The organism is Nonomuraea sp. NPDC050478, from assembly GCF_044458265.1.
Taxonomy (GTDB): Bacteria; Actinomycetota; Actinomycetes; order Streptosporangiales; family Streptosporangiaceae; genus Nonomuraea; species Nonomuraea ferruginea.
This window is the reverse complement of record NZ_JBITHT010000002.1, coordinates 767,709-794,224: the sequence shown is the minus strand read 5'-3', so window position 1 is coordinate 794,224 and position 26,516 is coordinate 767,709. Positions and strand designations below refer to the sequence as shown.

24 protein-coding genes are annotated in these 26,516 nt (G+C 71.5%); 15 read left to right on the top strand and 9 right to left on the bottom strand.

Annotation, left to right across the window (positions count from 1 at the left end):
* The first annotated feature begins 56 nt into the window (after nt 1-56).
* The 3 genes from ACIBF7_RS11665 to ACIBF7_RS11655 all read left to right on the top strand — a co-directional run bounded on the left by ACIBF7_RS11665 (nt 57) and on the right by ACIBF7_RS11655 (nt 3,038).
* Entirely contained in the window at nt 57-863 is an 807-nt protein-coding gene (locus ACIBF7_RS11665) for a hypothetical protein (protein WP_397197051.1), read from the top strand.
* Nucleotides 860-1,438 carry an HAD family phosphatase gene (locus ACIBF7_RS11660; protein ID WP_148032493.1) on the top strand — a complete coding sequence of 193 codons (579 nt, stop codon included), beginning with the start codon at nt 860-862 and terminating at the stop codon, nt 1,436-1,438. The genes ACIBF7_RS11665 and ACIBF7_RS11660 overlap by 4 nt, the downstream gene beginning before the upstream one ends.
* Nucleotides 1,439-1,529: 91 nt before the next feature.
* Nucleotides 1,530-3,038 (top strand): alkaline phosphatase D family protein, encoded by a 1,509-nt coding sequence (locus ACIBF7_RS11655; protein WP_397197050.1) that lies wholly within the window; start codon nt 1,530-1,532, stop codon nt 3,036-3,038.
* Between the two features lie 16 nt (nt 3,039-3,054).
* On the opposite strand, the gene ACIBF7_RS11650 is transcribed toward ACIBF7_RS11655, so the two are convergent.
* A complete protein-coding gene (locus tag ACIBF7_RS11650; RefSeq protein ID WP_397197049.1) occupies nt 3,055-4,404 on the bottom strand; it encodes an FG-GAP-like repeat-containing protein in 1,350 nt (449 codons plus the stop codon).
* 67 nt (nt 4,405-4,471) lie between these two features.
* Here ACIBF7_RS11650 and ACIBF7_RS11645 point away from each other — a divergent pair, with 67 nt between their 5' ends.
* On the top strand, nt 4,472-5,701 hold the full coding sequence (locus tag ACIBF7_RS11645; protein WP_261808643.1) for a cytochrome P450: 1,230 nt from the start codon (nt 4,472-4,474) through the stop codon (nt 5,699-5,701).
* Here ACIBF7_RS11645 and ACIBF7_RS11640 read toward each other — a convergent pair.
* Together ACIBF7_RS11640 and ACIBF7_RS11635 are read right to left on the bottom strand one after the other, a co-directional pair.
* On the bottom strand, nt 5,683-7,080 hold the full coding sequence (locus tag ACIBF7_RS11640; protein WP_397197048.1) for an MFS transporter: 1,398 nt from the start codon (nt 7,078-7,080) through the stop codon (nt 5,683-5,685). The genes ACIBF7_RS11645 and ACIBF7_RS11640 overlap by 19 nt on opposite strands.
* Before the next feature lie 280 nt (nt 7,081-7,360).
* Entirely contained in the window at nt 7,361-8,053 is a 693-nt protein-coding gene (locus ACIBF7_RS11635; RefSeq protein WP_397197047.1) for an MBL fold metallo-hydrolase, read from the bottom strand.
* 99 nt (nt 8,054-8,152) lie between these two features.
* On the opposite strand from ACIBF7_RS11635, the gene ACIBF7_RS11630 reads away from it, so the two are divergent.
* Together ACIBF7_RS11630 and ACIBF7_RS11625 are read left to right on the top strand one after the other, a co-directional pair.
* On the top strand, nt 8,153-8,554 hold the full coding sequence (locus ACIBF7_RS11630) for a helix-turn-helix domain-containing protein (RefSeq protein ID WP_397197046.1): 402 nt from the start codon (nt 8,153-8,155) through the stop codon (nt 8,552-8,554).
* Between the two features lie 363 nt (nt 8,555-8,917).
* A complete protein-coding gene (locus ACIBF7_RS11625; RefSeq protein WP_397197045.1) occupies nt 8,918-9,307 on the top strand; it encodes a DUF4180 domain-containing protein in 390 nt (129 codons plus the stop codon).
* 185 nt (nt 9,308-9,492) lie between these two features.
* On the opposite strand, the gene ACIBF7_RS11620 is transcribed toward ACIBF7_RS11625, so the two are convergent.
* The 5 genes from ACIBF7_RS11620 to ACIBF7_RS11600 all read right to left on the bottom strand — a co-directional run bounded on the left by ACIBF7_RS11620 (nt 9,493) and on the right by ACIBF7_RS11600 (nt 14,824).
* Nucleotides 9,493-10,155, bottom strand: a complete 663-nt coding sequence (locus tag ACIBF7_RS11620) for a hypothetical protein (protein ID WP_397197043.1) — start codon at nt 10,153-10,155, stop codon at nt 9,493-9,495.
* A 332-nt stretch (nt 10,156-10,487) separates the two neighbouring features.
* Nucleotides 10,488-11,249, bottom strand: a complete 762-nt coding sequence (locus ACIBF7_RS11615; RefSeq protein ID WP_397197042.1) for an alpha/beta hydrolase — start codon at nt 11,247-11,249, stop codon at nt 10,488-10,490.
* 281 nt (nt 11,250-11,530) lie between these two features.
* The gene (locus ACIBF7_RS11610) at nt 11,531-12,889 is read right to left on the bottom strand and encodes a phenylacetate--CoA ligase family protein (RefSeq protein WP_397197041.1); all 1,359 of its coding nucleotides are present in this window, start codon (nt 12,887-12,889) and stop codon (nt 11,531-11,533) included.
* 31 nt (nt 12,890-12,920) lie between these two features.
* Nucleotides 12,921-13,577, bottom strand: coding sequence for a response regulator (locus ACIBF7_RS11605; RefSeq protein ID WP_397197040.1), 657 nt, complete (start codon nt 13,575-13,577; stop codon nt 12,921-12,923).
* A complete protein-coding gene (locus tag ACIBF7_RS11600) occupies nt 13,574-14,824 on the bottom strand; it encodes a sensor histidine kinase (RefSeq protein WP_397197039.1) in 1,251 nt (416 codons plus the stop codon). The genes ACIBF7_RS11605 and ACIBF7_RS11600 overlap by 4 nt, the downstream gene beginning before the upstream one ends.
* A gap of 174 nt (nt 14,825-14,998) precedes the next feature.
* Here ACIBF7_RS11600 and lon point away from each other — a divergent pair, with 174 nt between their 5' ends.
* On the top strand, nt 14,999-17,359 hold the full coding sequence (gene lon / locus ACIBF7_RS11595; protein ID WP_219544522.1) for an endopeptidase La: 2,361 nt from the start codon (nt 14,999-15,001) through the stop codon (nt 17,357-17,359).
* A gap of 51 nt (nt 17,360-17,410) precedes the next feature.
* On the opposite strand, the gene ACIBF7_RS11590 is transcribed toward lon, so the two are convergent.
* The gene (locus ACIBF7_RS11590) at nt 17,411-18,292 is read right to left on the bottom strand and encodes an alpha/beta fold hydrolase (protein ID WP_397197038.1); all 882 of its coding nucleotides are present in this window, start codon (nt 18,290-18,292) and stop codon (nt 17,411-17,413) included.
* A gap of 77 nt (nt 18,293-18,369) precedes the next feature.
* Between ACIBF7_RS11590 and ACIBF7_RS11585 the strand changes: the two genes are divergently transcribed.
* From ACIBF7_RS11585 to ACIBF7_RS11550, 8 genes are all read left to right on the top strand, one after another.
* A complete protein-coding gene (locus ACIBF7_RS11585) occupies nt 18,370-18,960 on the top strand; it encodes a TetR/AcrR family transcriptional regulator (protein ID WP_397197037.1) in 591 nt (196 codons plus the stop codon).
* A 23-nt stretch (nt 18,961-18,983) separates the two neighbouring features.
* A complete protein-coding gene (locus ACIBF7_RS11580) occupies nt 18,984-20,129 on the top strand; it encodes a Fic family protein (RefSeq protein WP_364227537.1) in 1,146 nt (381 codons plus the stop codon).
* Nucleotides 20,130-20,420: 291 nt separating this feature from the next.
* Entirely contained in the window at nt 20,421-21,371 is a 951-nt protein-coding gene (locus tag ACIBF7_RS11575) for a methionine ABC transporter ATP-binding protein (protein WP_397197036.1), read from the top strand.
* Complete coding sequence (locus ACIBF7_RS11570) at nt 21,368-22,024, top strand: methionine ABC transporter permease (protein WP_397197035.1); 657 nt, start codon at nt 21,368-21,370, stop codon at nt 22,022-22,024. The genes ACIBF7_RS11575 and ACIBF7_RS11570 overlap by 4 nt, the downstream gene beginning before the upstream one ends.
* 10 nt (nt 22,025-22,034) lie before the next feature.
* Nucleotides 22,035-22,847 carry a MetQ/NlpA family ABC transporter substrate-binding protein gene (locus ACIBF7_RS11565; protein WP_397197034.1) on the top strand — a complete coding sequence of 271 codons (813 nt, stop codon included), beginning with the start codon at nt 22,035-22,037 and terminating at the stop codon, nt 22,845-22,847.
* Between the two features lie 93 nt (nt 22,848-22,940).
* Complete coding sequence (locus tag ACIBF7_RS11560) at nt 22,941-23,510, top strand: hypothetical protein (protein WP_148032474.1); 570 nt, start codon at nt 22,941-22,943, stop codon at nt 23,508-23,510.
* A gap of 95 nt (nt 23,511-23,605) precedes the next feature.
* Entirely contained in the window at nt 23,606-25,132 is a 1,527-nt protein-coding gene (locus ACIBF7_RS11555; protein ID WP_148032473.1) for an AMP-binding protein, read from the top strand.
* Between the two features lie 141 nt (nt 25,133-25,273).
* Complete coding sequence (locus ACIBF7_RS11550) at nt 25,274-26,512, top strand: S1C family serine protease (RefSeq protein ID WP_148032472.1); 1,239 nt, start codon at nt 25,274-25,276, stop codon at nt 26,510-26,512.
* Nucleotides 26,513-26,516: the final 4 nt, after the last annotated feature.

Here is a 26,516-nt window from a genome sequence, read left to right as displayed (position 1 = left end):
ACGGCGCCCCGCAAGCGGCGTATGCCACTATCGCGCATCCATCACCTGGGGGAGTCATGACGGCAGGCATCGTCGGCGTGCACGGCATCGGCAAGTACGACTACTACCTCAGGGCGGGCGGGTCCGCCGCCGGGGCGGCCACGGCCATGCGCGAGAAGTGGGACCGCTACCTGCACGCCTCGCTCGGCGGCCCGGCCAGGACGTACTTCAGCGAGGTCGCGTACTTCTCCCACCTGCTCCGCGACCCCGCCGCAACGCGCGCCGCCTCGCTGCGGGCCGCCCGCGGCGAGGCGGCGGGCTGGGCCGCGAACCTCGGCTTCGGCGAGTACGTCACCGGTACGCTGAGGTCGTTCACCGCCTGGGTGCTGTCCCGGCTGGAGGGCCGGTCGGCCGCGTTCGCCGAGCTGTTCGCCCCCGAGGTCGCCGCGTACCTCACCGACCAGGGCAGGCGCGAGCGGGTCAGGGGGGCGGTCGCCGACACCATCCGCCGTAACCGGCCCAGGGTGGTCATCGCCCACTCTCTCGGCAGCGTCGTCACGTACGAGACCTTCTGGGCCTATCCCGACCTGGAGACGGACCTGCTCATCACGCTGGGCAGCCCGCTCGGCATGCGTGAGGTGATCTTCGAGCGGCTGCTGCCCGCCCCGGTCAACGGTCGCGGCGAGCGGCCCAAGGGCGTGCGGCGCTGGGTGAACATCGCCGACAAGGACGACATCGCGGCCATCCCGCCCGCGCTGGCCGGCTGCTTCACCGGCGTTGACGCCGAGGAGCTGGTCAACCTCGACTGGATCGACTTCCACACCGCCGAGAAGTACCTCGGCTGCCCGGCGCTCGGGCCGCATCTGCGACCATTCCTCGGATGAGATGGATCCTCTTCGACTACGGCAACGTCCTGTCCCTCGCCCAGCCGGTCGCCGAGGCGGAGGCCATGGCCCGTGCCGCCGGCGCCGACCCCGCCGAGTTCCTGCGTGAATACTGGGCCCACCGGCTGGAGTTCGACCGGGGCGCCCTCGGCCCGGCCGAGTACTGGGCGAAGGCCGCGGGCCGGTCCCTGTCCGCGGCCGAGCTCGACCGGCTGATCGCCATGGACGCGGCCAGCTGGTCGCACCCCGACGAGGGCTCCCTGGCGATCCTGCGCGAGCTGCTGGAGCAGGGCCGCGACGTCGCCCTGCTGTCGAACGCGCCCGCCTGCGTCGCCGACGCCCTGGACGAGCTGCCCTGGATCGCCGCCATCCCGCACCGCTTCTACAGCGCCCGGCTCGGCTTGGTCAAACCCGACCGGCGGATCTACGAGCACGTCGCCGCCGAGCTCGCGGCCGACCCCGCCGACGTGCTCTTCGTCGACGACCGCGAGGACAACGTCGAGGGCGCCCGCGCGGCCGGCATGCGGGCGGTCCGCTACACCGGTGCCCCGGCCCTCCGCGCCCACCTGGAGTGAGCCGGGGGCCGGAGGAGGGCGACGGGTGTTGTTCATCCCCCTTTGACGCCGCTTTCACGGCCTGGTCAGCGGGTGCGGACATACCTGGAGCGTGGACCGCAGATCCTTCCTCACCGCGGCCGCCGCGGGCCTCCTCGCCCCGCGGGCCGGCACGTCGCGCAGAACGCTCAGAGCCGACCCGTTCACCCTCGGCGTCGCCTCCGGAGACCCGTCCCCCGGCGGGGTCGTGCTCTGGACCCGCCTGGCCACCGACCCGCTCGGCGGCGCCGGCCTCGGCGGCATGCCCTCCCGCGACGTCGACGTCGGCTGGCAGCTCGCCGCCGACGAGCGCTTCTCCGAGATCGTCACCTCCGGTACGGTCACCGCCCGCGCCCGCGACGCCCACAGCGTGCACGTCGAGGTCGAGGGCCTGGACCCGGGCAGGGAGTACTTCTACCGCTTCCGCGCCGAAGGCCGGCTCTCACCCGAGGGCCGCACCAGGACCACGCCCGCCGCCGGCGTGGAGACGCCGCTGGCCTTCGCCGTCGCCGCCTGCGCCCATTTCGAGCACGGCTTCTACACCGCCTACCGGCGCCTGGCCGAGCAGGAGCCCGACCTGGTGGTGTTCCTCGGCGACTACCTGTACGAGTACGCGCCGAGCGGCTACACCGCGCTGTCCGGGAAGCGGGTCCGTACCCACACCCCCGGCAAGTGCGCCACCCTGGCCGACTACCGGCTGCGGCACGCCCAGTACAAGAGCGACCGCGACCTCCAGGCCGCGCACGCCGCCGCCCCCTGGCTGGTGGCGTTCGACGACCACGAGGTGGAGAACAACTGGGCCGGCCCCGTCTCCAGCACCGGCGCCCCCGCCTTCGCCCGGCGCAGGGCCGCCGCCTTCCGCGCCTACTACGAGAACATGCCGCTGCGCCGCGGCAGCCTGCGCGGCGCCGCCATCCAGGTGAACCGGCGCGTCTCCTGGGGCTCGCTCGCCCGCTTCCACCTGCTCGACACCCGGCAGTTCCGCGACGACCAGGCCTGCGGCGACGGCGTGCGCTCCGGCTGCGACGAGCGCCTGTCCACCGGGCGCACCCTGCTCGGCGACGGCCAGTGGCGCTGGCTGGAGGACGGCCTCCAGGGCTCCGACACCCGCTGGAACCTGCTCGGCCAGCAGATCATGATGACCCACCGCGACTTCCGCGCCGGCCCGGGACGGGACGTCAACCTCGACTCCTGGGACGGCTACGCCCCCGAGCGCACCCGCGTGCTGAACGCCCTGTCCGGCACCGCCAACCCCGTCGTCCTCACCGGCGACGCCCACATGCACCACCTGGCCGACCTCAAGACCGACTTCGACGACCCGGACGCGCCCGTGGTGGCCCGCGAACTGATCGCCACCTCGATCGCCAGCGACGGCGACGGCTACCGCGACCGCACCTGGATCGCCGAGTCCCTGGCGGAGAACCCGCACATCTCGTACATGGACCAGCGGCGCGGGTACCTCATGGCCCGGCTGACGGGCGACGAGCTGTCGGTCGACTTCCGCACCCTCGACTACGTCTCCCGCCGCGGCGCCCCCGCCCGCACGTCCCACCGCACCACCATCCCGGCCGAGTCGGCCTGAACGCCGCGGCCGCCGGTCACCGGGCGCCCAGCGCGTATCCGTACAACCCTTCGCCGGAGCCCATCTCGCGCGCCCTGCCGAACCGCGGCGCCGCCCCCTCGCCGCGCCTCCCCGGCAGGGACGTCACGACGCCCCTGCCCGGCGCGGCCACCACCAGCGTGGCGGGCCCCCCGCCCGGCGCGGGCAGCACCGACACCGTGCTGCCCTTCTCCTTGATCCGTACGTCCCCGTACCGGGACAGGCCGCCCCGCGGCGAGCCCGGCATCACCTGCACCGAGTCCTCGCCGGGCACCCCCACCGCCAGCTCGTCGTCCCCGTCGCCGTCGAGGTCGCCCGCCGCCAGCGACGCCCCGAACCGGTCGTAGTAGCGCGGCTCGCCCTTCAGCAGCCGCTGCGTCCACATCTCCGACCGGGCGCCGCGCAGCCCGTTCCGGGTCCCGTACACCACGTGCAGGGCGCCGTCGCCGTAGTCCATCGCCCGCTGCCCGGCGGTGAGCCCCTCGCCAGGGACGCCGATGGCCAGGTCGTCGCGCCCGTCGCCGTCGAAGTCGCCGGTCGCCAGCGCCGCGCCGAACGCGTCCCACTTCTCCGCCGAGCCGGCGACCCCCGGCGAGCTCTGGGTCAGCCGCAGCGCCCGCCGACGGTGCGGGTCCAGCACGGTGACCGAGCCCTGGCCGTCCTTCGTGACCGTGTCGGCGGGCGCGCCCACCACCAGCTCGTCGCGCCCGTCACCGTCGAAGTCGCCCGCGGCGAGCGTCTCTCCCCACCCGTCGGTGGATCGCGCCGCCTGCCGCACCCAGCCGGTGCGCTGGGTGATCGGGTACGGGTCGCGCCCCTTCATCCAGTACACCGTCACCCCGCCGCCCCGGCCGCGCCCGGGAGCGCCCGCGGCCAGCTCGTCCCGGCCGTCGCCGTCGAAGTCGCCGGCGGCCAGCGACGCCCCGAACCGGTCGCTCGACGGTTCGTGCAGCGACAGCTCCTCGCCGGGCCGCAGCCCGCCGGGGGAGCCGTGGTAGAGCCGCACCACCCCGTTCCCGTCCGCGCCGGGCACCCGGTCGCCGAGGAACTCGTCCGGCACCCCCACCGCCAGGTCGGCGCACCGGTCGCCGTCGAAGTGGCCCACGGCCAGCGACGCGCCGAACGCGTCACCCGGCTCGGGCTCGTCCTGGGCCAGCCGCTGTTCGCGTCCCGACCCGTACAGGATGGTCACGGAACCGGACCGCCGGTCGTCGTACGGGGCGGCCACGGCCAGGTCCGGACGGCCGTCGCCGTCGAAGTCGGAGGGGGCGCCGGAACACGCCGGGAGCGCCGCGCCCGTACCGGTGACGAGGGGAAGAATCAGGCACGCGGAGAGCAGAACATTCACACCTCAAGTCATGTCGCGCCCAGCCGAACCCGGATTGAACGCCCCGGGAACGTGCCAGGATAGGCACGTGGACATCGACCTCGCTGATCTTGACTTCTGGCGCAGGCCGCTCAAGGAGCGGCACGAGGCGTTCGCCCGGCTCCGGCAGCTGGACCATCCGGTGTTCTTCCCGGAGAAGAAGGTGCCGTTCCTGCGCTCCGGCGCCGGCTTCTACGCCCTGGTGCGCCACGCCGACGTGGTCGAGGCCAGCCGCAACGCCAAGGTCTTCTCCAGCGAGCCGGCCGTCACCAACCCCGAGCCGCCCGGCTGGGTCAAGCAGGTGTTCGGCGAGTCGATGGTCAACATGGACGACCCGCGACACGCCCGGCTGCGCCGCATCGTGACCCGCTCGTTCAGCCCCAAGATGCTCGCGGGGCTGCAGTCCGACATCGAGTCGGCCTGCGGGCGCATCGTCGACGACGCCGTCGCGCAGGGGCCGCGCGACTTCGTCCAGCAGGTCGCCGCCCGGCTGCCCATCCACGTCATCTGCGACATGCTCGACATCCCGCAGGAGTGGCGCGAACGGGTCCACAAGCACGTCGACATCTCCACCGCCTACACCGGCATCCGGCCCAGCCTGGCCCGCACCGTCCAGATGGCCGGGCAGAACATGCTGGCCCTGCTCGCCCTCCAGCGCATGGTGATCAAGCTGGGCCACGAACGCGCCGCCGACCCCAAGGGCGACCTGGTCTCCCTCCTGGTCACCGCCAACCCCGACGGCGAGAAGCTCACCTACCGCGAGCTCGGCTCGTTCTTCGCGCTGCTGCTGGTCGCCGGCAACGAGACCGCGCGCAACACCATGGCCCACGGCATCAAGCTGCTCACCGACAACCCGGCGCAGCGCGAGCTGCTCATGAGCGACTTCGACGCGCACATCGGCAACACCATCGAGGAGATGGTGCGCCACGTCTCGCCGATCATGCAGTTCCGGCGCACGCTCACGCAGGACTACTCGCTGCGCGGGCTGGAGCTGAAGAAGGGCGACAAGGTCGTGCTCTTCTACGGCTCGGCCAACCGCGACGAGTCCGTCTTCCCCGACCCCGACCGGTTCGACATCACCCGCGACACCAAGCCGCACGTCGGCTTCGGCGGCCCCGGCCCCCACTTCTGCCTCGGCGCCAACCTGGCCAGGCAGGAGCTGCGCACCATGTTCAGGACGCTGCTGACGAGGCTGCCCGGCATCCGCACCGTCGGGGAGCCGGAGCTGCTGGAGTCCAACTTCGACAACAGCGTCCGCAGTCAGGCCTTCACCTTCTGAGGGTCGAGCACGTTCTCCCTGACGGCGACGGCCGTCACCAGCGCCGCCACGCCCATCATCACCGCGCTGACCAGCATCGCCCGGCGGAACCCCGCGTCGAACACCGCCGGGTTCCTGAAGGCGTCCCCGACCAGCCCCACCAGGGGCGGCACCGCGGCCACCGCGAGCAGCCCGCCGGTGCGCGCCACCGCGTTGTTGATCCCGCTCGCGGTGCCCGCGTGACGGTCGTCGGCGGTGGCCAGCACGGTCGCGGTCAGCGGCGCGACCGCCGCCGACAGCCCCAGCCCGAACACGGTGACCGCCGGAAGCACGACCAGCGCGTACGACACGTCGGCGCCGATCGTGCTCATGAGCACGAACCCCACGCCAGCCAGCAGGATCCCGCCCGTCATCGGCCAGCGCGGCCCGTGCCGCTTGGCCAGCTCGCCGGCGCGCGGCGACAGCAGCAGCATCAGCACGGTCACCGGCAGCAGCGCCGACGCCGCCGCCAGCGGCGAGAACCCCGACACCACCTGCAACTGCACGGCCAGCAGGAAGAACACCACGCCCATCGCCCCGTACATGACGAGCGTGACCGCGTTCACCGCCGAGAACACCCGGTCGGCGAACAGGCCGACCGGCACCAGCGCGTCCGGCGACCGGCGCCACTCCAGCACCACGAACGCCGCTCCCAGCACCACGCCCGCGACCAGCGGCACCGGCGCGTCCAGCTCGATCAGCCCGTACGTGATCCCGGCCAGCGACAGCGCGGCCAGCACCGACCCCAGCACGTCGAAACGGCCCGCCGCCTGCTCGTCCCTGCTCTCCGGCACGTGCCGGGCCGCCACCAGCAGCGCCGGCGCCGCGAGCGGCAGGTTGATCAGGAACGCCCACCGCCAGCCGGCCGTCTGCACCATCGCCCCGCCCAGCAACGGCCCCACCGCGCTCGCCACCCCGCCCAGCCCCGACCAGACGCCGATCGCCCGCGGCCGGTCCGCCTTGGAGAACGACGCCTGGATGATCGCCAGCGAGCCCGGCGTGAGCAGCGCCCCACCCACCCCCTGCAGGGCGCGGGCCGCGATGAGGAACTCGATCGTCGGCGCCGCCGCGCACAGCGCCGACGCCAGCGCGAACCAGACCATCCCGATCAGGAACACCCGGCGCCTGCCGAACCGGTCGCCCAGCGAGCCGCCCAGCAGGATCAGACCGGCGAGCGTGAGCGTGTAGGCGTTCACCGTCCACTGCAGGCCCGCCATGCCGGCCCCCAGCTCGGCGCCGAGGAAGGGCAGCGCCACGTTGACCACCGTGCTGTCGAGCATCGCCAGCCCCGACCCCAGCACGGTCGCCGCCAGCACCCACCGGCCACGCGCCGATCGGAGCTCGATGTGCCCGTCGTCCATTGCGAACCTCCCCAGGCAGCAGCACAGCCGGCGGCCTCAGGCATTCCCCGCAGCTCAACCCCGGGCACCAGGATCACGGGCGGCGTCCCTCGCGCATACGGCTCAGACCCGGGCCGCGACCTTCGCGCAGGCGCGGCGGCATGCGGCTCAGAGCTGGGCCGCGACCTTCGCGCAGGCGCGGCGGCATGCGGCTCAGAGCTGGGCCGTCACCTCGCGCAGGGGGGCGAAGGCGGCATGCGGCTCAAAGCCGGGCCGCCGCCTCGCGCAGGCGGTATGCGGCTCAGAGCCGGGCCGCGACCTCGCGCAGGCACGCGGAGGCGTCGCCGGAAATCGGGTCACCGTGCCCGACGCAGACCAGGCCCAGGTCCAGGTCGGCCAGCCGACGGAAGGACGCGGCCGTCCTGGCCCGATCGGCGTTGAACACGCCCAGGATGACCTGCCCGTTCACGTTCGCGACGGTGTCGCCGGCGAACAGCAGCCGGTGCGCCGGCAGGTGCAGCGCGATGCTGCCGTCGGTGTGTCCCGGAATGGGGATCACCTCGGCGCCGCCCCCGAAGTCGATCACCTCGCAGCCCTCCAGCTCCCGGTCCACCCGGGCCGCGGGCACGGGAGGCATCGGAGGCAGGCTGTCGTAGATCTCCCGCTCCCACTCGGGCATGTCCGCCCGCTCAGGCGTCTGCTGCGCGGCCTCTCCCCGCACCACCGGCGCGTCGGCCCGGTGGACCATGACGGTGGCATCGGCCGCGATCTCCGCCAGCGCGCCGTGGTGGTCGTCGTGCCCGTGCGTCACGATCACGTGCCGCAGGTCGGCGAGGGTGAAGCCGAGGAAGCGGATCGCGCCCTCGACGTCCTTGCCCGACCCCGCCACGCCGGTGTCGATCAGGGTCAGCGCGTCGCGCTCGTGCCACAGGTAGGCGTTGCCGACGGGGAAACGGAGGAGACGCAACTGAGGGGTCAGCTCGATCAGTTCCATGCGGGCAACGTACGTCCGCCTCTCCGGTCCCGAGAGCTTCTTCACTAACGGCGATCCATTCCCTATCACTCCCTGGAATAGGGTAGGTTGAGGAAGTATATGGAACGATATACCGTCGAGCAGGTGGCCAACCTGCTCGACCTGCACGTCAAGACCGTCCGCGCGTACGTCCGTGACGGCCGGTTGAAGGCCGTCAAGATCGGCAAGCAGTATCGGATCGCCCGCGAAGACCTTGAGGCGTTCACCGGCCTGCCGATCGCCCCACCCCCTGCCAGTCGGCACGCCGAGGCGTCGGCCATCGTCAACGTCGACGGCATCGACCGTGCCGAGATGGACAGGGTCAGCACCATGCTCCTGGCCTCGCTCGGCGGCCGGCCCACCGGCGTCCGCGCCGAATGCGTGTACGACGAGGAACGCGGCCGGCTGAAAGTCGTCGTCCTGGGCGACCTCGAGGCGACCGCCCAGGTCCTCCGGCTGATCGACGCCCTGGTCAAGCAGTAGCCCCGACCGACCGGCGTCACGACCGGCCCAGCCCACCAGGCGCATCCGCCCAGGTGTTCCGGCTGGTCGACGCCCTTGGTCAAACGGTAGACCGGACCGACCGGCGTCATGACTGGCCGAGCCCGCCAGGCGCATTCGCCCAGGTGCTCCGTCTTGTTCACGCCCTGGTCAAACGGTAGCCCTCGACCCGTCGGCGCCATGACCGGCCCAGCCCACCAGACGTACTTCTGACCGCCCGCCAGGCCACCGACCCGCCTGTTAGTCGCATTAAAGCCCCGTCCGTTAGCCGCATCACCGACCCGCCCGTTGGGCGCATGACCTGCCCGGCCCGTGACCGGCCGGACCTACTCCTGGAGATCTCGCATGCCTGACCAGCCCGCTCCCGCCACCCCGATGCCCGGTGTCCTGCTGTGCGAGGCGGACGGCCCGCCGGTGCGGACGGAGCGCGACGCCCTCGACCTGATCGGCGACTCCTGGTATCACCGCGCTCACCTCGTGGCCATCCCCGCAGGCAGGCTGCACGAGGACTTCTGGCGCCTCAGCACCCGCGTCGCCGGCGAGATCATCCAAAAGTTCGCCAACTACCGCATCAAGGTCGCCGTCATCGGCGACATCTCCGAATACGTGGCCTCCAGCGGTGCCCTCAGGGACTGGGTACGCGAAGCCAACCGAGGCGACGAGCTCTGGTTCCTCCCCGACCTGGAAGCCCTTCGCGCCCGGCTTCCCGACGAGCCCGCGGCTACGAACCTGTAGGGACGCCCTGGTGCGTACCGGCGGCTGCGGACGCCGGGTCTGGCCTTACTGGGCTCACCGGCCTTACTGGGCTCAGCAGGCTCAGCGGGCTCACCGGGCTCGTCAGGCCCACCGCCGACCCTCAGGGGTTCTCCGCAACTGGCCCGGCGAAGACGTCCTGTAGGCGTACTCAACGGCGTTTAACACTACGGCAGGCGGGTCGCCGCGGCGGCGGACAGGACATAGGTGACGCCGGCCAGCCGTTCGGACAGCCGCCAGAGGTGAGCGGCCGTGGCGGTGTCGTGGATGGCGCGCTCGCGAGTACGGGGAGTCGGCTCGCCGCGCAGTTGCAGCGGCCCGTCCGGAACGATGTAGCTGCCGCCGGGCAGATCGGGCACGGTCGCCGCGTACAGGGAGGTCTTCGCGCCCTCCAGAGTGGGCAAGAAGGCGACGCGGACCAGCAGGCGCGTACGAGTCGCATGCAGCCGTTCTCTGCTGCCGTTGGCGCCTCCGGTGAGCACGTTGGTGCGGGTCAGCCCGGGCGCCACGGCCATGCTGCGCAGCTTCAGCCGGGCGGCGTCGGCCCGGCGCTGCAGTTCGACGGCGAAGTAGAGGTTGGCCCGCTTGGACTGCACATAGGCGAACGCCGTGCGGTAGCGGCGTTCGGCGTTGAGGTTGTCCAGGTCGAAGCGGGCGAAGCGTTGCCCCTCACTGCTGACGGTGACCACCCGTGGATCGGGTGCGGCGAGCAGGTGCGGCAGAAGCACGCCGCTCCAGTCGGCCAGCAGGATGTCGACCCCCGATCTCGCCGAGCGAACCGTCATGATGCGGACGTCGAGGACGGCATCGGTCACGGTGTGGGCCGACATACTCCAACTCATCGCCGTGCTCACTCGGATCGAGGCCGCGAGCACAGCAAGCATGGCCGGTCGGAGTAAGGACTGCACCCTCCAGTGGTGGCCTGCCGGGAACGGTGCCGCGTGTGCCGGAGGCAAGCGGTGGCCTGCCGGAACAGCGCCGCATGCAAGCGATGGCCGTCCGGGGGACGGCGCTCCATGTGCCGGAGGCAAGCGATGGTCTGTCGGGGACGGCGCTGCATGTGCCGGAGGCAAGCGCTGGCCTGCCGGAACAGCGCTGCATGTAAGCGGTGGCCGTCCGGGGGACGGTGCCGCATGCGCCCGGAGAGGCGGCGATCGCGCGCTCATGGCCCAGTGGTCGTCTTCCCTGGCGGGGGACGGCCGACCTCCTCAATGTGGCCGAGAGCTATCCGGGTGAGGTTGCGGAGGGACGTGGAGCCGGGGCGGAAGTAGTCGCTGTGGCCGGCCTCGCCCGCGTCGAACAGCCGGGCGCCGTAGGCGGGGTCCGTCGGGTCCTGGCCGAAACCCAGGGGGCCCAGCTTGGTCTTCGGGACGAACCTCATCCAGTCGTCCGAGCCCAGGCCGGCCCAGACCCGCACGGGGCTGAACGTGGCGGCGGGGAACTCCACGCCGGGGCTGGCGACGAGGGCCAGATCCGCGATCGGGAGGCCGGAGGCGGCGGCTTCGGCGCAGACCACCGAGCCGTAGCTGTGGCACAGGAGCGCGATCGGGGCCGCGGTCCGGCGGCGGAGGTCGGTGACCATGCCGCGGAGCGCCTGCGCGCCTTCACCGGCCGCGGAGTCGGTCATGACCTTCAGGCTCCAGGTCGGTGGGGAGTCGTATCCCAGCCAGGCGACGACCGCCAGGCGCGTGCCCGGTGACTGGTCGTCCGCCTCGGCCAGGAGGGCGCGGGCCGAGCCGCCCGGCCGGTGGCTGCCGGTGTCGAAGGTCTCCGCCGTGATGTCGGCGCCCGGTACGATGACCGCCACCCGGTCGGCCGTGGCCACATCGCCGTAGACCCGGACCAGCCGTCCGCTGGACTGGGCGGGTGGGGCCAGCAGCGCGCCGAGCGCCAGCATGCCGAGGATCCCGTGCCTGAATCGCATGGCGTCGAAGGTACGGATCCGGACCCGGATTCCGCGTCACCGCACGGGCTGATCTTGCGGGTAGTACCGGAGTCGGATCGCGACGCCGGAAGGATGACCGGCCGACCCCCGCGTCAGGGGTGGGGCCCGCCACCTTCGGGACGCCAGCGGGTGTGGCGGTGCTTGCCTCCGGGGGAGTCAGCGGGTGTGGCGGTGCTTGCCTCCGGGGGAATCAGCGGGTGTGGCGGTGCTTGGCCTCCGGGGGAATCAGCGGGTGTGGCGGTGCTTGGCCTCCGGGGGAATCAGCGGGTGTAGCGGTGCTTAGCCCCCGGGGGGAAGTAGTCAGGGTCGCCGGTCTCCCGCAGCCGGATCACCGGCGTCTGGCGCGCCTCCGGCACGTAGTGGGCGAACTCGCTGTTGAGCCGCCGCAGCTGGGACAGGATCGACGCGCCCACGGCCTCGGCCGTGCCGTCCGACGGCTTCTCGCCGGGGGCCAACTCCACCGTCACCGTCAGGTGCCGGTCGCGCCGCTCGTCCTCCGCCACCTCCATCACGAACTTGCCCGTCACCAGCCCGGCCACCTCCGGCTGCTCCAGCCCCACGGAGATGTTCTCGGGGTACACGTTCGCCCCGTAGTACGACACGGTGAAGCGGCTGCGTCCGAAGACGTACGCGAAGGGCCGTTCGGGGCCGGGCGCCGACGGCTCCAGCCCGTGGTCGCGGACGAAGGCCAGCATCCGCTCGTACGGGATCAGGCCGCCGTCGTCGGCGATGTGGTAGCGGATCAGCGGGATGCCGTTGTCGCCGGAGAACAGCAGGGTCCCCTCGTGCTCCTCGAAGAAGCGCGCCCCCGGGTCGTACTGGACCAGCGTGGGCAGCCGCGACTCGCCGAACAGCTCACGCGCGACCGTCGGCCGCTCCGCCAGGAAGCGGCGGATCTCCACCGACAGCGGCGTCTCGTTGCCGAGCACGCCCGCGTCGGCCGTCCCGTACAGGGAGGCGATCCCGCGCACCGGATCGGCGATGCCGGCGCGGGAGGCCACCAGCGTGCGCCACTCCTCGCTGAAGACCTCGCCGGCGGTGACCAGCTTGACCTGCCAGCGGGACCAGGGCAGCCCGGCGTCGATCACGTCCTTGAGGAAGGGCGGGTAGCCGAGCAGCACCACCTGGTCGAAGTGCGGCGCCAGCTCGGGCACCACCCGCAGGATCTCCCGCTTGTCGCCGCCCGGCGCCACCACCGTCACCGGGTAGCCGAGCTCGGCCAGCCGGCGGCAGCAGGCGAGCGTGAACAGCCCGCCCACCCAGGTGCCGAGCGTGAAGCAGACCACCGCCAGCGTGCGCCGCTCGTGGGCGGCGAAGGAGTCGCGGAACACCTCCTCGAAGCGGGCCGCGACGGCCTTCTCGTCGGCGGCGGTGCGCGGCCAGAACGCGGGCTCACCCGTCGACCCGGACGACACCGCGACGATGTCACCGATCACCCCATGACGGCACAGGTCAGGGAGCGGGTGGCGTCGCGTGTACGTGTCCTTGCTTGTCATCGGCAAGCCCACAAAATCCTGAAATGTCCGGATCTGGGCGGGGTCGATGTCGTGCTCCGCCAGGAACGCCCGGTACGCGGGCACCGTCTCCACCACGTCATGGAACAGCTTGACCAGGTCCACCAGCCGACTGTACGACCGGAACCCCGGCCCGTCACTCGCCCGGCCGCACCAGCCCGGTCTCGTAGGCGTACACGATCGCCTGAGCGCGGTCGCGCAGCCCCAGCTTCATCAGCACCCGCCCGACGTGCGTCTTGACCGTCTGCTCGGCCAGCACCAGCTTCCGCGCGATCTCCTGGTTGGACAGCGCCTGGGCGACCAGCGTGAGCACCTCGCTCTCGCGCTCGGTCAGCTGGCTCAGCCGGACGGCCGAGGGCGCGGGCCGCGGCCCCAGCCGGGCGAACTCGTGGATGAGCCGCCTGGTCACGCCCGGTGAGATGAGCGCGTCGCCGGCCGCCACCACCCGGACGGCCTCGGCGAGCTGGGCGGCCGAGGCGTCCTTCAGCAGGAACCCGCTGGCGCCGGCCCGCAAAGCCTCGTAGACGTAGTCGTCGAGGTCGAACGTGGTCAGGATGAGCACCTTGGACCGCGAGCCGGGCGAGCACAGCCGCCGGGTGGCCTCCAGCCCGTCCATCACCGGCATCCGCACGTCCATCAGAACCACGTCGGGCGCCAGCTCGGCGGCCCGCTCGATCGCCTCCCGCCCGTCGGCCGCCTCGCCCACGACCACGATGTCGGGCTGGGAGCTCAGGAACACGGTGAAGCCCGTGCGCACCATGCCCTGGTCGTCGGCGATCAGAACCCGTATCACCCTGAACCCCGTCCGGTCGGCAGCACCGCGGTCACCTGGAAGCCTCCCACCGGGACCGGCCCCGCCTCCAGTGTGCCGCCGAGCAGCGCCGCCCGCTCGCGCATGCCGACGAGCCCGTGACCGGCGCCCGGCGAGTGGGCGGGGGAGGAGCCGGGGCCGTTGGTGATGTGCAGGCGCACGCCGTGGTCGTCGCGGCCGATGTCGAGCACGACGGTCGCGCCGGGGGCGTGGCGCATCGCGTTGCTCAGCGACTCCTGCACGATCCGGTAGGCGGACATGCCCACCGCCTGGGGCACCCCCTCCAGCGACTCGGGCCGCCTGACCAGCACGGACAGCCCGCCCGCCCGCGCGTTGGCCACCAGGTCGTCCACCTGCTCCAGGCCGGGCTGCGGGGCGGTGTCGGTGCGGCCCTCCTCGTCGCGCAGCACGCCGAGCACCTGCCGGAGCTGGGCGATCGCCTCCAGCGACAGCGCGCGGATGCCGGCCAGCCCCGCCTCCAGCTGGGCCGGGTCGCCCGCCGCCTTGAGCGGCACCGCCTCGGCCTGGATCGCGATCACCGACATGTGGTGGGCCACCACGTCGTGCAGCTCGCGGGCGATGCGGGCGCGCTCCTCCAGCACGGCCTGCGCGCCCATGGCCTCCTGGCTGCGCCGCTCCTCCAGGGCGAGCCGCTCGGTGGCGCTGCGCCGCACCCGGACGTTGTAACCGAGGAGCATGACGGCGCCCACGATGACCGACCCGAGCGGCATGCCGTTGGGGAAGGCGATCCACATCACCAGCACGCTGATCACCCAGGCGGCGCCGGTGATCCGCCGATCGCAGCGCACCGCCACCGAGTAGGCCACGAGCAGGTAGGAGAGCACCATCTCCGGGGTGTAGGGGTTGTCCTCGTAGTCGATGCCCAGCTCGAAGGAGACCCAGAGCCCGGCGGGCAGCAGGGCCAGCGAGGCGCGCCAGGCCGCCAGCGGCCTCCGGTCGCGCAGCACGAGCGGCACCGCGACCCCCAGCGCGGCCAGATAGGCGACGGCCAGGCGTCCGTCGTGCTGGAGGACCCGGTCGTAGGTGGTCAGGAACAGGACGAGGGCCAGCAGCGCGTCGACCGTCCGCACCAGGTCGAGCGTGCGGAACGGCAGCAGCCCGAGCCAGCGCGGCACCGGCATGGCCAGCCGGCGGGACCGGGGCGTGGGCGGGTCGGCCTCGCCCTTGTAGAGCACGAGAGGGATGGGGCGCAGCACGGCCGAGAACACGGTTGAAGACTACGAGCCGGGTACGCGCCGCGCGTCGCACCCAGGTCTGATCCGCTCTCACCCTTAGGTATCACTTACATGATTACGCTCGCTCTGAGCGAACATCGGCAAGCAAGGGAACATTACGAGGCTCCGATGAATTGAGTCGGTATAACTCAACCCTTTGGAGTTCGCATGAGTGAGAGCTTGATCCTGCCGGTTCTGCCGCTGGACGACGCCGTCGTGCTGCCGGGCATGGTGGTTCCCCTGGACCTGTCCGACTCCGAGGTGCGCGCCGCGATCGACGCGGCCCAGGCATCCGGTGGCAACAAGCCCCAGGTGCTCCTCGTTCCCCGCATCGACGGCCGCTACGGCGCCGTCGGCGTGCGCGCCGTCGTCGAGCAGGTCGGGCGGCTGCCCGGCGGCGAGCCCGCCGCCGTGGTCCGCGGCGTCGACCGGGTGCGCATGGGCGCCGGCACGACCGGCCCCGGCGCGGCGCTGTGGGTGGAGGCCGTGACCGTGGACGCGGTCCCCGCCGGTGAGCGCGCCACCGAGCTGGCCAAGGAGTACAAGGCCTTGGCCACCACCATCCTGCAGAAGCGCGGCGCCTGGCAGGTGGTCGACCAGGTCAACCAGATCGACGACCCCTCGGTGCTGGCCGACAGCTCCGGCTACACCCCGTGGCTGTCCACCGCCCAGAAGGTGGAGCTGCTGGAGGCCGGCGACCCCGCCGACCGGCTGGCCAAGCTGGTCGAATGGTCCCGCGAGCACCTGGCCGAGCTGGACGTGGCCGAGACGATCCGCAAGGACGTCCAGGAGGGCATGGAGAAGCAGCAGCGCGAGTTCCTGCTGCGCCAGCAGCTCGCCGCCATCCGCAAGGAGCTGAAGGAGCTCAACGGCGACTCGGCCGAGACCGAGGAGGAGGACTACCGCGCCCGCGTCGAGGCGGCCGACCTGCCCGGGAAGGTGCGCGAGGCCGCACTCAAGGAGGTCGACAAGCTGGAGCGGACCTCCGACCAGTCCCCGGAGACCGGCTGGATCCGCACCTGGCTCGACACGGTCCTCGACCTGCCGTGGAACGTGCGTACCGAGGACAACTACGACATCGTCGGCGCCCGCGAGGTGCTGGACGCCGACCACACGGGCCTGTCCGACGTGAAGGACCGCATCATCGAGCACTTGGCCGTGCGCAAGCGCCGCCAGGAGAAGGGGCTCGGCGTGGTGGGCGGCCGGCGCAGCGGCGCCGTGCTCGCCCTGGCCGGCCCTCCCGGCGTCGGCAAGACCTCGCTCGGCGAGTCGGTCGCCCGCGCCATGGGTCGCAAGTTCGTCCGCGTCGCGCTCGGCGGCGTCCGCGACGAGGCGGAGATCCGCGGCCACCGGCGCACCTACGTGGGCGCGCTGCCCGGCCGCATCGTCCGCGCCGTCCGCGAGGCCGGCTCGATGAACCCGGTCGTGCTGCTCGACGAGGTCGACAAGGTCGGCGCCGACTACCGGGGCGATCCGACGGCCGCGCTGCTGGAGGTGCTCGACCCGGCGCAGAACCACACGTTCCGCGACCACTACCTGGAGGTCGAGCTCGACCTGAGCGACGTGCTCTTCCTGGCCACGGCCAACGTCCTGGAGGCGATCCCCGGCCCGCTGCTCGACCGGATGGAGGTCGTCACGCTCGACGGCTACACCGAGGACGAGAAGGTCGCCATCGCCCGCGACCACCTGGTGCCCCGTCAGCTCGGGCTGGCCGGCCTGACGGCCGAGGAGGTCACCGTCGAGGACGAGGCGCTGCGCAGGCTGGCCACCGAGTACACCCGCGAGGCCGGCGTCCGCTCCCTGGAGCGGTCGGTCGCCCGCATCCTGCGCAAGGTCGCGGCCGGAGACGAGCTCCCGGTCACGGTCGGCGCCGACGGCCTGACCGCCTATCTGGGCAGGCCCAGGTTCGTGCCGGAGTCGTCGCTGCCGGAGAACGCCCAGCGCACCTCGGTGCCGGGCGTGGCCACCGGCCTGGCGGTCACCGGCGCGGGCGGCGACGTGCTCTACGTGGAGGCGTCGCTGGCCGACCCGGAGACCGGCGAGACCGGCCTGACCCTGACCGGCCAGCTCGGCGACGTGATGAAGGAGTCGGCCAGGATCGCGATGTCCTACCTGCGCTCCCACGGCGCGGAGCTGGAGCTGCCGGTCACCGCGCTGAAGGACCGCTCGGTGCACGTCCACTTCCCGGCGGGCGCCGTGCCCAAGGACGGCCCGTCGGCGGGCGTGACGCTGACGACCGCGCTGGCCTCGCTGCTGTCGGGCCGGCAGGTCCGCGGGGACGTGGCGATGACCGGCGAGATCTCGCTCACCGGCCGGGTGCTGCCGATCGGCGGCGTCAAGCAGAAGCTGCTGGCGGCGCACCGGGCGGGCATCTCCACGGTGCTCATCCCGGCGCGCAACGAGCCGGACCTGGACGACGTGCCCCAGGAGGTCCGCGACGAGCTCACCATCCACGCGGTCAGCGACGTGCGCGAGGTCCTGGACATCGCGCTCGTCCCGGCTCAGGTGGCCGGCAGCGTCGCCGCCTGATCCGTACGAGGACGCCCCGCTCCGGCGGGGCGTCTTCCGTATGGGGAGGTCTCAAGGGAGGGAGGCGGTGAACTCCAGCACGCTCTCGTTCACCTCGGACGCGAAGTGGCCGGAGATCGAGTGCGTCGCCTCCGGCCACAGCTCGGCGCGCACGCCGGGGATGAGGTCGCGCGCCCGCCGGATCGCCAGGGCCGGGTCGTGGATGACGCTGCGCCCGGCCACCAGCACCAGCGCGGGCACCGTGATGGAGCGCAGCTGCTCGTCGGTGAAGCGCGCGGGAGGCGGGAGCGCGGGCCGGTAGTGCGCCATCGTGGCGGAGATGAGCCGGGCCACGGGGTCGTCCGGCGCGATCTCGCCGCCGGTGCCGTCGATCCACCTGAGAAAGCGCGGCCGCGCCCAGCGCGAGACGAACGGCAGCATGACCGGGATCGTCCGCAGGATCAGCCCGGCCGGTATAGGGGCCAGCGTGTTGGCCGGGTCGATCAGGCTGATCGAGGCCACGCGGCGCGGATCCCGCACGGCCTGGTTGCACGCCAGCCAGCCGCCGATCGACATGCCGACCAGGTGGGCGGCGCCGATCCCGAGCCCGTCGAGCGCGGCCGACAGCCAGGCGGCCTGGTCGCCGGCGTCCTTGATCGGCGCGGTCTGCTCGCTGCGGCCGCCCTCGCCGAGCAGGTCGAGCACGTACACGGGGCGGGCCGCGGCCAGCCCGGGGAGGTTCGGCAGCCACATGACGCCGGTCGCCGACTTGCCGTGCAGCAGCACCAGCGGCGTGCCGCCGCCCTCGCCGAACCGGTACGCGCGCACCCGCCCGAACGGCGTCGCCACGTCATGCGTCCCGGCCGGTGACGGCAGCGCGGCCAGCGTCTCGTCATAGACCTTCTCGTACGCCGCCCGCGCGGCGGGCGTGGCGAAGCGGCCGATCTTCGGCATCTCACCCTCCTTTGCCATACGATCGTATTGCGTCCTTTGTCGTACGATCATATGGCGAAAATCGGGAAGGCGGGCGGATGCCGAAGAAGGTCGACCACGAGCAGCGGCGCGAGCAGATCACCGAGGCGCTGTGGGGCATCGCCGCCTCGCGCGGCCTGGAGGCGGTCAGCATGCGCGAGGTGGCCGCGGCGGCGGGCATGTCCATCGGGCTGGTCCAGCACTACTTCGCGAGCAAGGACGAGATGCTCCTGTACGCGACCGCCCGCCTGCGCGATCAGCTGAGAGAACGCCTCGGGCGCAGCCTGACGGGGATGGAGTCCGCCACGCCTCGCGACCTGGTGCGCGCACTGCTCCTGGCGATGCTGCCGCTGGACGCCGAGGCCCGGACGGCGACGCTGGTCGGCGTGGCGGTCTTCTTCCGCGCGCTCAACGACGACACCATGGCCGCCCGCTACCGGGAGGGCCGCGCCCTGCTGTCCGCGGCGGTGGCCGAGCGCCTGGAAGGGCTCACCGCCGATCCCGCGACGGCCGCGGACACCCTCCTGGCGCTGACCGACGGGCTGGCCTCCGACCTGCTGCTCGGACACCTCACGGCGGATCGTGCGATACGCATCCTCGATCGGCAGATCTCCCAAATGACCGAATCATCCGCTCATTTGACCGAATGATTCGGTCATGCTTCCATGGTTCCATGCTGTACGGGACGCCCGAGCTGGAGCCGGCCGACAAGGCCGTGCTGGTGGAGATCGAGGACATGCGCCGCGATCTCAAATACCGGCTGGCCGAGACCCACCGCTGGGACGGCCAGTTGCGTCGCCAGCTGCGGGCGAGGGCGATCCAGGGCTCCAACTCGATCGAGGGCTACCACGCCAGCGTCGAGGACATCGAGTCGATCATGGAAGGGGAGGAGCCGCTGGAGGCGTCCGACCGGGTGACCCGGGAGATCGCCGGCTACCAGCAGGCGCTCACCTATGTCCGGCTCCTGGCCGAGGCCCCGGCGTTCCGTTATGACCAGGGCCTGCTCAACGCGCTCAACTTCATGATGATCGGCCACCACAGGCAGAAGGGGCCGGGCGTCGTCCGGCCTGGCGGCATCTACATCCGCGACTCGGAGACGGGCGGGGTCGTCTACGAGGGTCCCGACGCCGAGCTGGTGCCCGGCCTCCTCGACGAGCTGATCGCCTGGCTCAACCACGGCGACCTCGGCGCGCCTAGTTACGTGCGTGCCGCCATGGCGCATCTCAACCTCGTCAAGATCCATCCCTGGCGCGACGGCAACGGCCGGATGTCCAGGGCGCTGCAGACCCTGGTCCTCGGGCGCGACCGGATCACGACGCCCGAGTTCTGCTCGATCGAGGAGTGGCTCGGCCAGCAGCGCACCACCCTCCACTACTACGAGATGCTCGGCCGGGTCGGCGGGCGGCAGTGGGGGCCGCACGGCGACACGCTGCCCTGGGTCAGGTTCTGCCTGCGCTGCCACCACATGCAGGCCCAGCGCGTCCGTCAGCGGCTCACCCAGGCAGGGGAGATCTGGATGCTGCTCGAAGAGCGGGTCGACGCCGACGGGCTCAACACCCGCTCTGTGTCCGCGCTCTACGAGGTGTTCGTCAACCGGAGGCTGCGCCGGAGCCGCTACCAGGCCGACGAAGGGCTCAGCCAGGGGCAGGCCGCCCGCGACCTGCGGGAGCTGGCCGCGAAGGGCTGGCTCCAGCCGTACGGGGAGACCAAGGGACGCTTCTACGAGCCGGGCCCGCGCATGCGCGCGATCAAGGCCGACTTCGCCCGGCGGGCCGAGCCGCTCCGCGACCCCTACCGAGTGAGCGACGTCACCCCCTGAGTCAGGAATAGCCGCGCTGCGGGGCGTCGTTGGGATGAGCATGACCGAGGGACACGCGCATCGCCGATCCGGCCGGTGTTGTCGCCTGCGCATGGGGCGGATGACCGCCCGCCAGGCCCGATAACCGCCCGCCCTCCCTCGAAGGTCTTCCCGTGATCATGCCCTGTTACGTGCTGCGCCGGCTGAGCCATCTGCCGTTCCATCCGGGTTCGCGATAGAGCGACCGGCTCTCGTACGGGATCGTTTCCAGCTCCGCGGCCATGGGCCGCCTTTCAGCCATGGGGAAGTGTCGTGATCGAGGTTTCCGGCCTGCGCAAGGCGTACGGCCGCACCGTCGCGCTGGACGGCGTGGACCTGAGCGTGCGCGAAGGCGAGGTCTACGGCGTGGTGGGGCGCAGCGGCGCCGGCAAGAGCACGCTGCTGCGCTGCGTCAACCTGCTGGAACGGCCCGACTCCGGCACGGTCAGGGTGGCCGGCCAGGAGCTCACCGGGCTCGGCGGCCGTGACCTCAACCGCGCCCGCCGCCGCATCGGCATGATCCACCAGCATTTCGCGCTGCTCTCTTCGCGGACCGTGGCGGGTAACGTGGCCTTCCCGCTGGAGGTCATGGGCGTGCCCAGGGCGGAGCGCCGCCGCCGCGTCGCCGAGCTGCTGGAGCTGGTGGGGCTGGACGGGCGCGAGCGCGACCACCCGCACCAGCTCTCCGGCGGGCAGAAGCAGCGCGTCGGCATCGCCAGGGCGCTCGCCGGCAAGCCGGCCGTGCTGCTGTCGGACGAGGCCACCTCCGCGCTCGACCCCACCACCACCCAGTCGATCCTGGACCTGCTGAAGCGGCTCAACACGGAGCTGGGCCTGACGATCCTGCTCATCACGCACGAGATGGACGTCATCAAGAGCGTCTGCGACTCGGCCGCCATCATGTCCGGCGGGCGCGTCGAGGAGTCGGGCGCCGTCGCCGACCTCATCAGGACCCCCGGCGCGCGCCTCACCCGGGAGATCTTCCCGCTGCCCGGTCCCGCGCCCGCGGGCTCGGTGACGCTCACCTTCACCGGCGACCCGCAGCGGCCGCTGGTGTCGGAGGTGGTGCGCAAGTTCGACGTGGACGTGAGCATCCTGGGCGGCGCGATCGAGGAGATCGCCGGCGGCTCGGCCGGCCGGCTGCGGGTCGCGCTCACCGGTGACGAGGCTCCGGCCGCGCTCGACTATCTCCGCGAGAGCGGGCTGCTGGTGGAGGTGTCATGACCTGGGAAGAGATGGCGCCCCTGCTGGTGGAGGCCACCGTCGAGACCGCGATCATGGTCGGCTGGTCGGCGCTGCTGACCGTGCTGCTCGGGCTGCCGCTGGGCGTGGCGCTGGTGGCGTTCGACCGCGGCGGGCTGCGGCCGCTGCCCGCTCTTAAGTCCGTGCTCGGGATGGTCGTGAACGTGGGCCGGTCGCTGCCGTTCATCGTGCTGATGATCGCCATCATCCCGTTCACCCGGCTGGTCGTCGGCACCACCATCGGGACCGCCGCCGTGGTGGTGCCGCTCACCGTCGGCGCCGTGCCGTTCTTCGCCCGGCTGGTGGAGACCTCCCTGCGCGAGGTGGACCGGGACGTGATCCAGGCCGCGCAGGCGATGGGGGCGGGCCGCGCCACCGTCGTGGCCAAGGTGCTGCTGCCCGAGGCGCTGCCGGGGATCGTCGCCGGGATCACGGTGACGGTGGTCGCGCTCATCGGCTACACGGCCATGGCCGGGACCATCGGCGGAGGCGGGCTGGGCGACCTGGCCATCCGGTACGGCTACCAGCGGTTCGAGACCGGCGTGATGGTGGCGACCGTCGTGCTGCTGGTCGTGATCGTGCAACTCATGCAGAGCCTGGGCGACTACGCCGCCCGGCGTCTATCGCACAAGTAAAGGAAAGATCATGAAATTTGGTCGAATAGTGGGTGCTGCTGCGCTGGCTCTGTCGCTCGCCGCATGCGGTGCGTCGCAGTCCGCGACCAGCGAGCAGGACGGCGCGCTCAAGGTCGGCGCCAGCCCGGTGCCGCACGGCGAGATCCTCGCCTACATCGACGAGAACCTCGCCGAGGCCGCCGGCCTGGACCTGGAGATCGTCGAGTTCACCGACTACGTGCAGCCGAACGTCCAGCTCAGCGAGGGCAAGCTGGACGCCAACTTCTTCCAGCACAAGCCGTACCTGGACGACTTCAACGCCTCCAAGGGCACCGACCTGGCCTTCGTCACGCCGGTCCACCTGGAGCCGCTCGGCCTGTACTCCAAGAAGGTGACCGAGCTCGGCGGCCTGGCCGACGGCGCCACCGTGGCCGTGCCGAACGACGCCACCAACCTGGGCCGCGCGCTCAAGCTGCTCGCCGACAACGGCGTGGTGACGCTCAAGGAGGGCGCGGGCACCGCCGCCACCGAGCGCGACGTCACCGGCAACCCGAAGAACCTGAAGTTCGAGCCGCTGGAGGCCGCGCAGCTGCCGCGCTCCCTGGACGACGTGGACGCGGCCGTGATCAACGGCAACTACGCCATGGAGGCCGGACTCAAGCCCGCGTCCGACGCCCTGACCCTGGAGAAGGGCGAGGACAACCCGTACGTGAACGGCCTGGTCGTCGCCGCCGGGCAGGAGCAGGACCCGGACATCGTCACGCTGGGCAAACTGCTCCAGGACCAGAAGGTGAAGGACTTCATCGCGCAGAAGTACGCGGGTTCGGTGACCGCCGCCGGATAAGGCGACGTTAAAGCGGCTTGCAAGCCGGGGGCAATCGGTTCCGCTTATCAATGACCCGACAGCAGAACCGACCTCTTCCCGAGGAGCCCTCAAGTGCGATTCGCAACTCGAATCCTGATCGGCGTCGCGGCCGCCTCCATGGTGGCCGTCGCCGCCCCCGCCGCGGCGAGCGCGACGACGACGACCAGTGCCTCCGCCTCCTACGACAGCTGGGGCCCGTACCACTCCAGTGACCACAACGCCAAGGCCGAGGGTCATGTGAAGGTGGAGAAGAAGACCTACAAGCACTGGTACTGGAAGACCGTCTGGACCCCCAAGAAGGTCTGCAAGTGGCACGACGGGGAAAAGAAGTGCTGGTGGGTGAAGAAGAAGGACAAGAAGCGCGTGTGGGTGTGGAAGCACGTCGACACCTTCGACGTCCACAGCAAGCTCCACAACGACAAGTGGTGGGGCAAGAACAAGTGCGCGTGGGAGACCTTCAAGGTCGTCACCAACGACGGCGACACCTCCTTCGAGCGGTTCAAGAACTGCCACAAGCACCCGAAGCACTTCTCGTTCTCCGGTAAGGATGTCGCTCACATCTACGTGAACGTGAGCCGCGGCGACCACTGGGGCCCGAAGGGCTGGAACTCCGGCTGGCAGGACGTCTACCACGCCGTCTGATCCATGACAGCGAGCCGCGGCCTCGAAGGCGAGGTCGCGGCTTCGCCGTGTGCGGAGGCTGGCTTTTCCCGGCGTGAACAGAATACTGTTCGGTCATGTACCCGGGAGCCATCGCAGCCGTCACCCCCGACAAGCCCGCTGTGATCATGGCGGGCTCCGGTCAGGTCGTCACCTATCGCCGGCTCGACGAGGAGTCGAACCGGCTGGCCCACCTGTTCCGCGCCGCGGGCCTGCGGCCGGGCGACCACATCGCCTTCATGTTGCCCAACCATCCGCTCTTCCTGGCCATCGCCTGGGCCGCGCACCGGTCCGGCCTCTACTACACGGCGATCAGCTCGCGGCTGCAACGCGACGAGCTGGCCTACATCGTCGACAACTGCGGCGCCCGGGTGTTTGTCTCCAGCGCCGCCCTCGCCGAGGTCGCCACCTCCATCACCGCCGACACGCCGGGCGTGGAGCTGCGGCTGATGCTCGACGGCACCGCCGAGGGCTTCCAGTCGTACGAGGAAGCCGTCGCGGCCCATCCGGTCACCCCGATCGACGACGAGGTGCAGGGCACCGACATGCTCTACTCCTCCGGCACCACCGGCAGGCCCAAGGGCGTCAAGCCCGCCCTGGCGCTGGAGCCGCTGACCGAGCCTGGCGCCCTGTTCGGCCTCATCCAGTTCCTGTTCGCGCCGTCGGCCGACAGCGTCTACCTGTCGCCCGCTCCGCTCTACCACGCGGCCCCGCTGCGTTACTGCATGACGTTCCAGCGCATCGGCGCCACCCTCGTGGTCATGGAGCGCTTCGACCCCGAGGAGTACCTGCGGCTGGTCGAGAAGTACCGGGTGACGCACTCGCAGCTGGTGCCGACCATGTTCATCAAGATGCTCAAGCTGCCGGAGGAAACCCGGGCGAGATATGACCTGTCGTCGCTGGAGGCCGCCATCCACGCGGCCGCGCCCTGCCCGATCCCGGTCAAGGAGAAGATGATCGAGTGGTGGGGCCCGATCATCCACGAGTACTACGCGGGCACCGAGGGCAACGGCTTCCTGTACGTCGGATCGAAGGACTGGCTGGAGCACAAGGGCACGGTCGGCCGTTCCCTGCTGGGCCCGGTGCACATCTGCGACGAGGAGGGCGAGGAGCTGCCGCCGGGCGAGCACGGCACGATCTACTTCGAGAGCGCCGCCGCCTTCGAATACCACGGCGACCCGGATAAGACCCGCTCGGTGCAGGACCCGCGGGGCCGCGGCTGGACCACCCTCGGCGACATCGGCTACCTGGACGAGGAGGGCTTCCTCTATCTCACCGACCGCCGCTCGTACATGATCATCTCCGGCGGGGTGAACATCTACCCGCAGGAGGCGGAGAACGCCCTGTGCGTGCACCCCAAGGTCGCCGACGTGGCCGTGCTGGGCGTGCCGGACGAGGAGATGGGCGAGCAGGTCAAGGCCGTGGTCCAGCCGGTGTCGATGGACGAGGCGGGGCCGGAGCTGGAGAAGGAGCTGATCGAGTACTGCCGTTCGCAGCTGGCTCACTACAAGTGTCCCAAGTCGGTCGACTTCAGGGCGGAGCTGCCCCGGCATCCCACGGGCAAGCTCTACAAGCGGCTGCTCAAGGACGAGTACTGGAAGTGATTTTTCCGCGCCGGGCAACGGGCTTCGAGCAGGGAGGATAAAGTCGTCGTTTACGAGTTCAGCCGCCGTCGATCATCGGCTTAACCAGGACTTACGCCTGCTGCGGCACCCTTGGGTAAGAGGAACTCGAGGGAGATGACGATGAACGCGAACGAGCCTCGCGAGCAGGGCGCCGGCGGCTGGAGCCAGTTCGGCGACACGCCGCCCTCCGCCGGGGGCTTCCCCCGGCGGGACACCATGATCATGGGTCATCCGGTGCCACCGCCTCCGCCTCCGCCGAAGAAGCCCGGCTTCACGGCCGGGCGGAAGGCGATCGCCGGGCTGGCCCTGGCGGCCGTGGCCGTCGGCGGCGGCGTAGTGGGCGCCACCGTCGCCACCGCGTTCCAGGATCCCGTCGTGACGACCGTCAGCGCCCCGAGCCCCACGTTCAGCCAGGCGTCCAACTCGCTCAGCGTGGCGCAGGTCGCGGAGAAGGTGCAGCCCTCGGTCGTGATGATCCAGGGCTCCACGGGCGAGGGCTCCGGAGTGGTCCTCACCGCCGACGGGCTGATCCTCACCAACAACCACGTGGTGGAGGGCGCCGGCCAGGGCGGCGGCCGGATGAGCGTGAAGTTCAGCGACGGCAGGACCGCCGCCGCCACCGTCGTCGGCACCGACCCGGCCACCGACCTGGCCGTGATCAGGGCCGAGGACGTGTCGGGGCTGTCCCCGGCCACCCTCGGCGACAGCGGCAAGCTCAAGGTGGGCGACTCCGTGCTCGCCCTCGGCAGCCCGCTCGGCCTCGACGGGTCGGTCACCCTCGGCATCGTCAGCGCGCTCGACCGCACGCTCACCGTCGGCGGCGAGCAGGAGCAGGCCCCGCCCGGCTGGCCGCAACAGCAGCGCGGAGGCGGCGGCGCGGTCTCCACGATCGGCGGCGCCATCCAGACCGACGCCGCGATCAACCCGGGCAACTCGGGCGGCGCGCTGGTCAACGCCGCGGGGGAGGTCGTGGGCATCAACACGGCGATCGCCACCGCGGGCAGCAACGGCAGCATCGGCCTCGGCTTCGCGATCCCGATCAACACCGCCAAGCACGTGTCCGACCAGCTGATCAGCACCGGCAAGGTGACCCACGCGTTCCTGGGCGTGAGCGTCACCGACGCCACCGGCGACGTGCCCGGCGCGCTGGTCCGGCAGATCACAGCGGGAAGCCCCGCGGAGAAGGCCGGACTGCAGTCGGCCGACCTCATCACCAAGATCGACGGCAAGGCCGTCGACGGCGGAGATGACGTCGTCGGGCAGATCAGAGGTTTCAAACCGGGCCAACAGGTTCAGATCACATATATGAGGGACGGCGCGGAGAAGACCGTCACCGCCACCCTCGCTGAAATGCAATAACAGG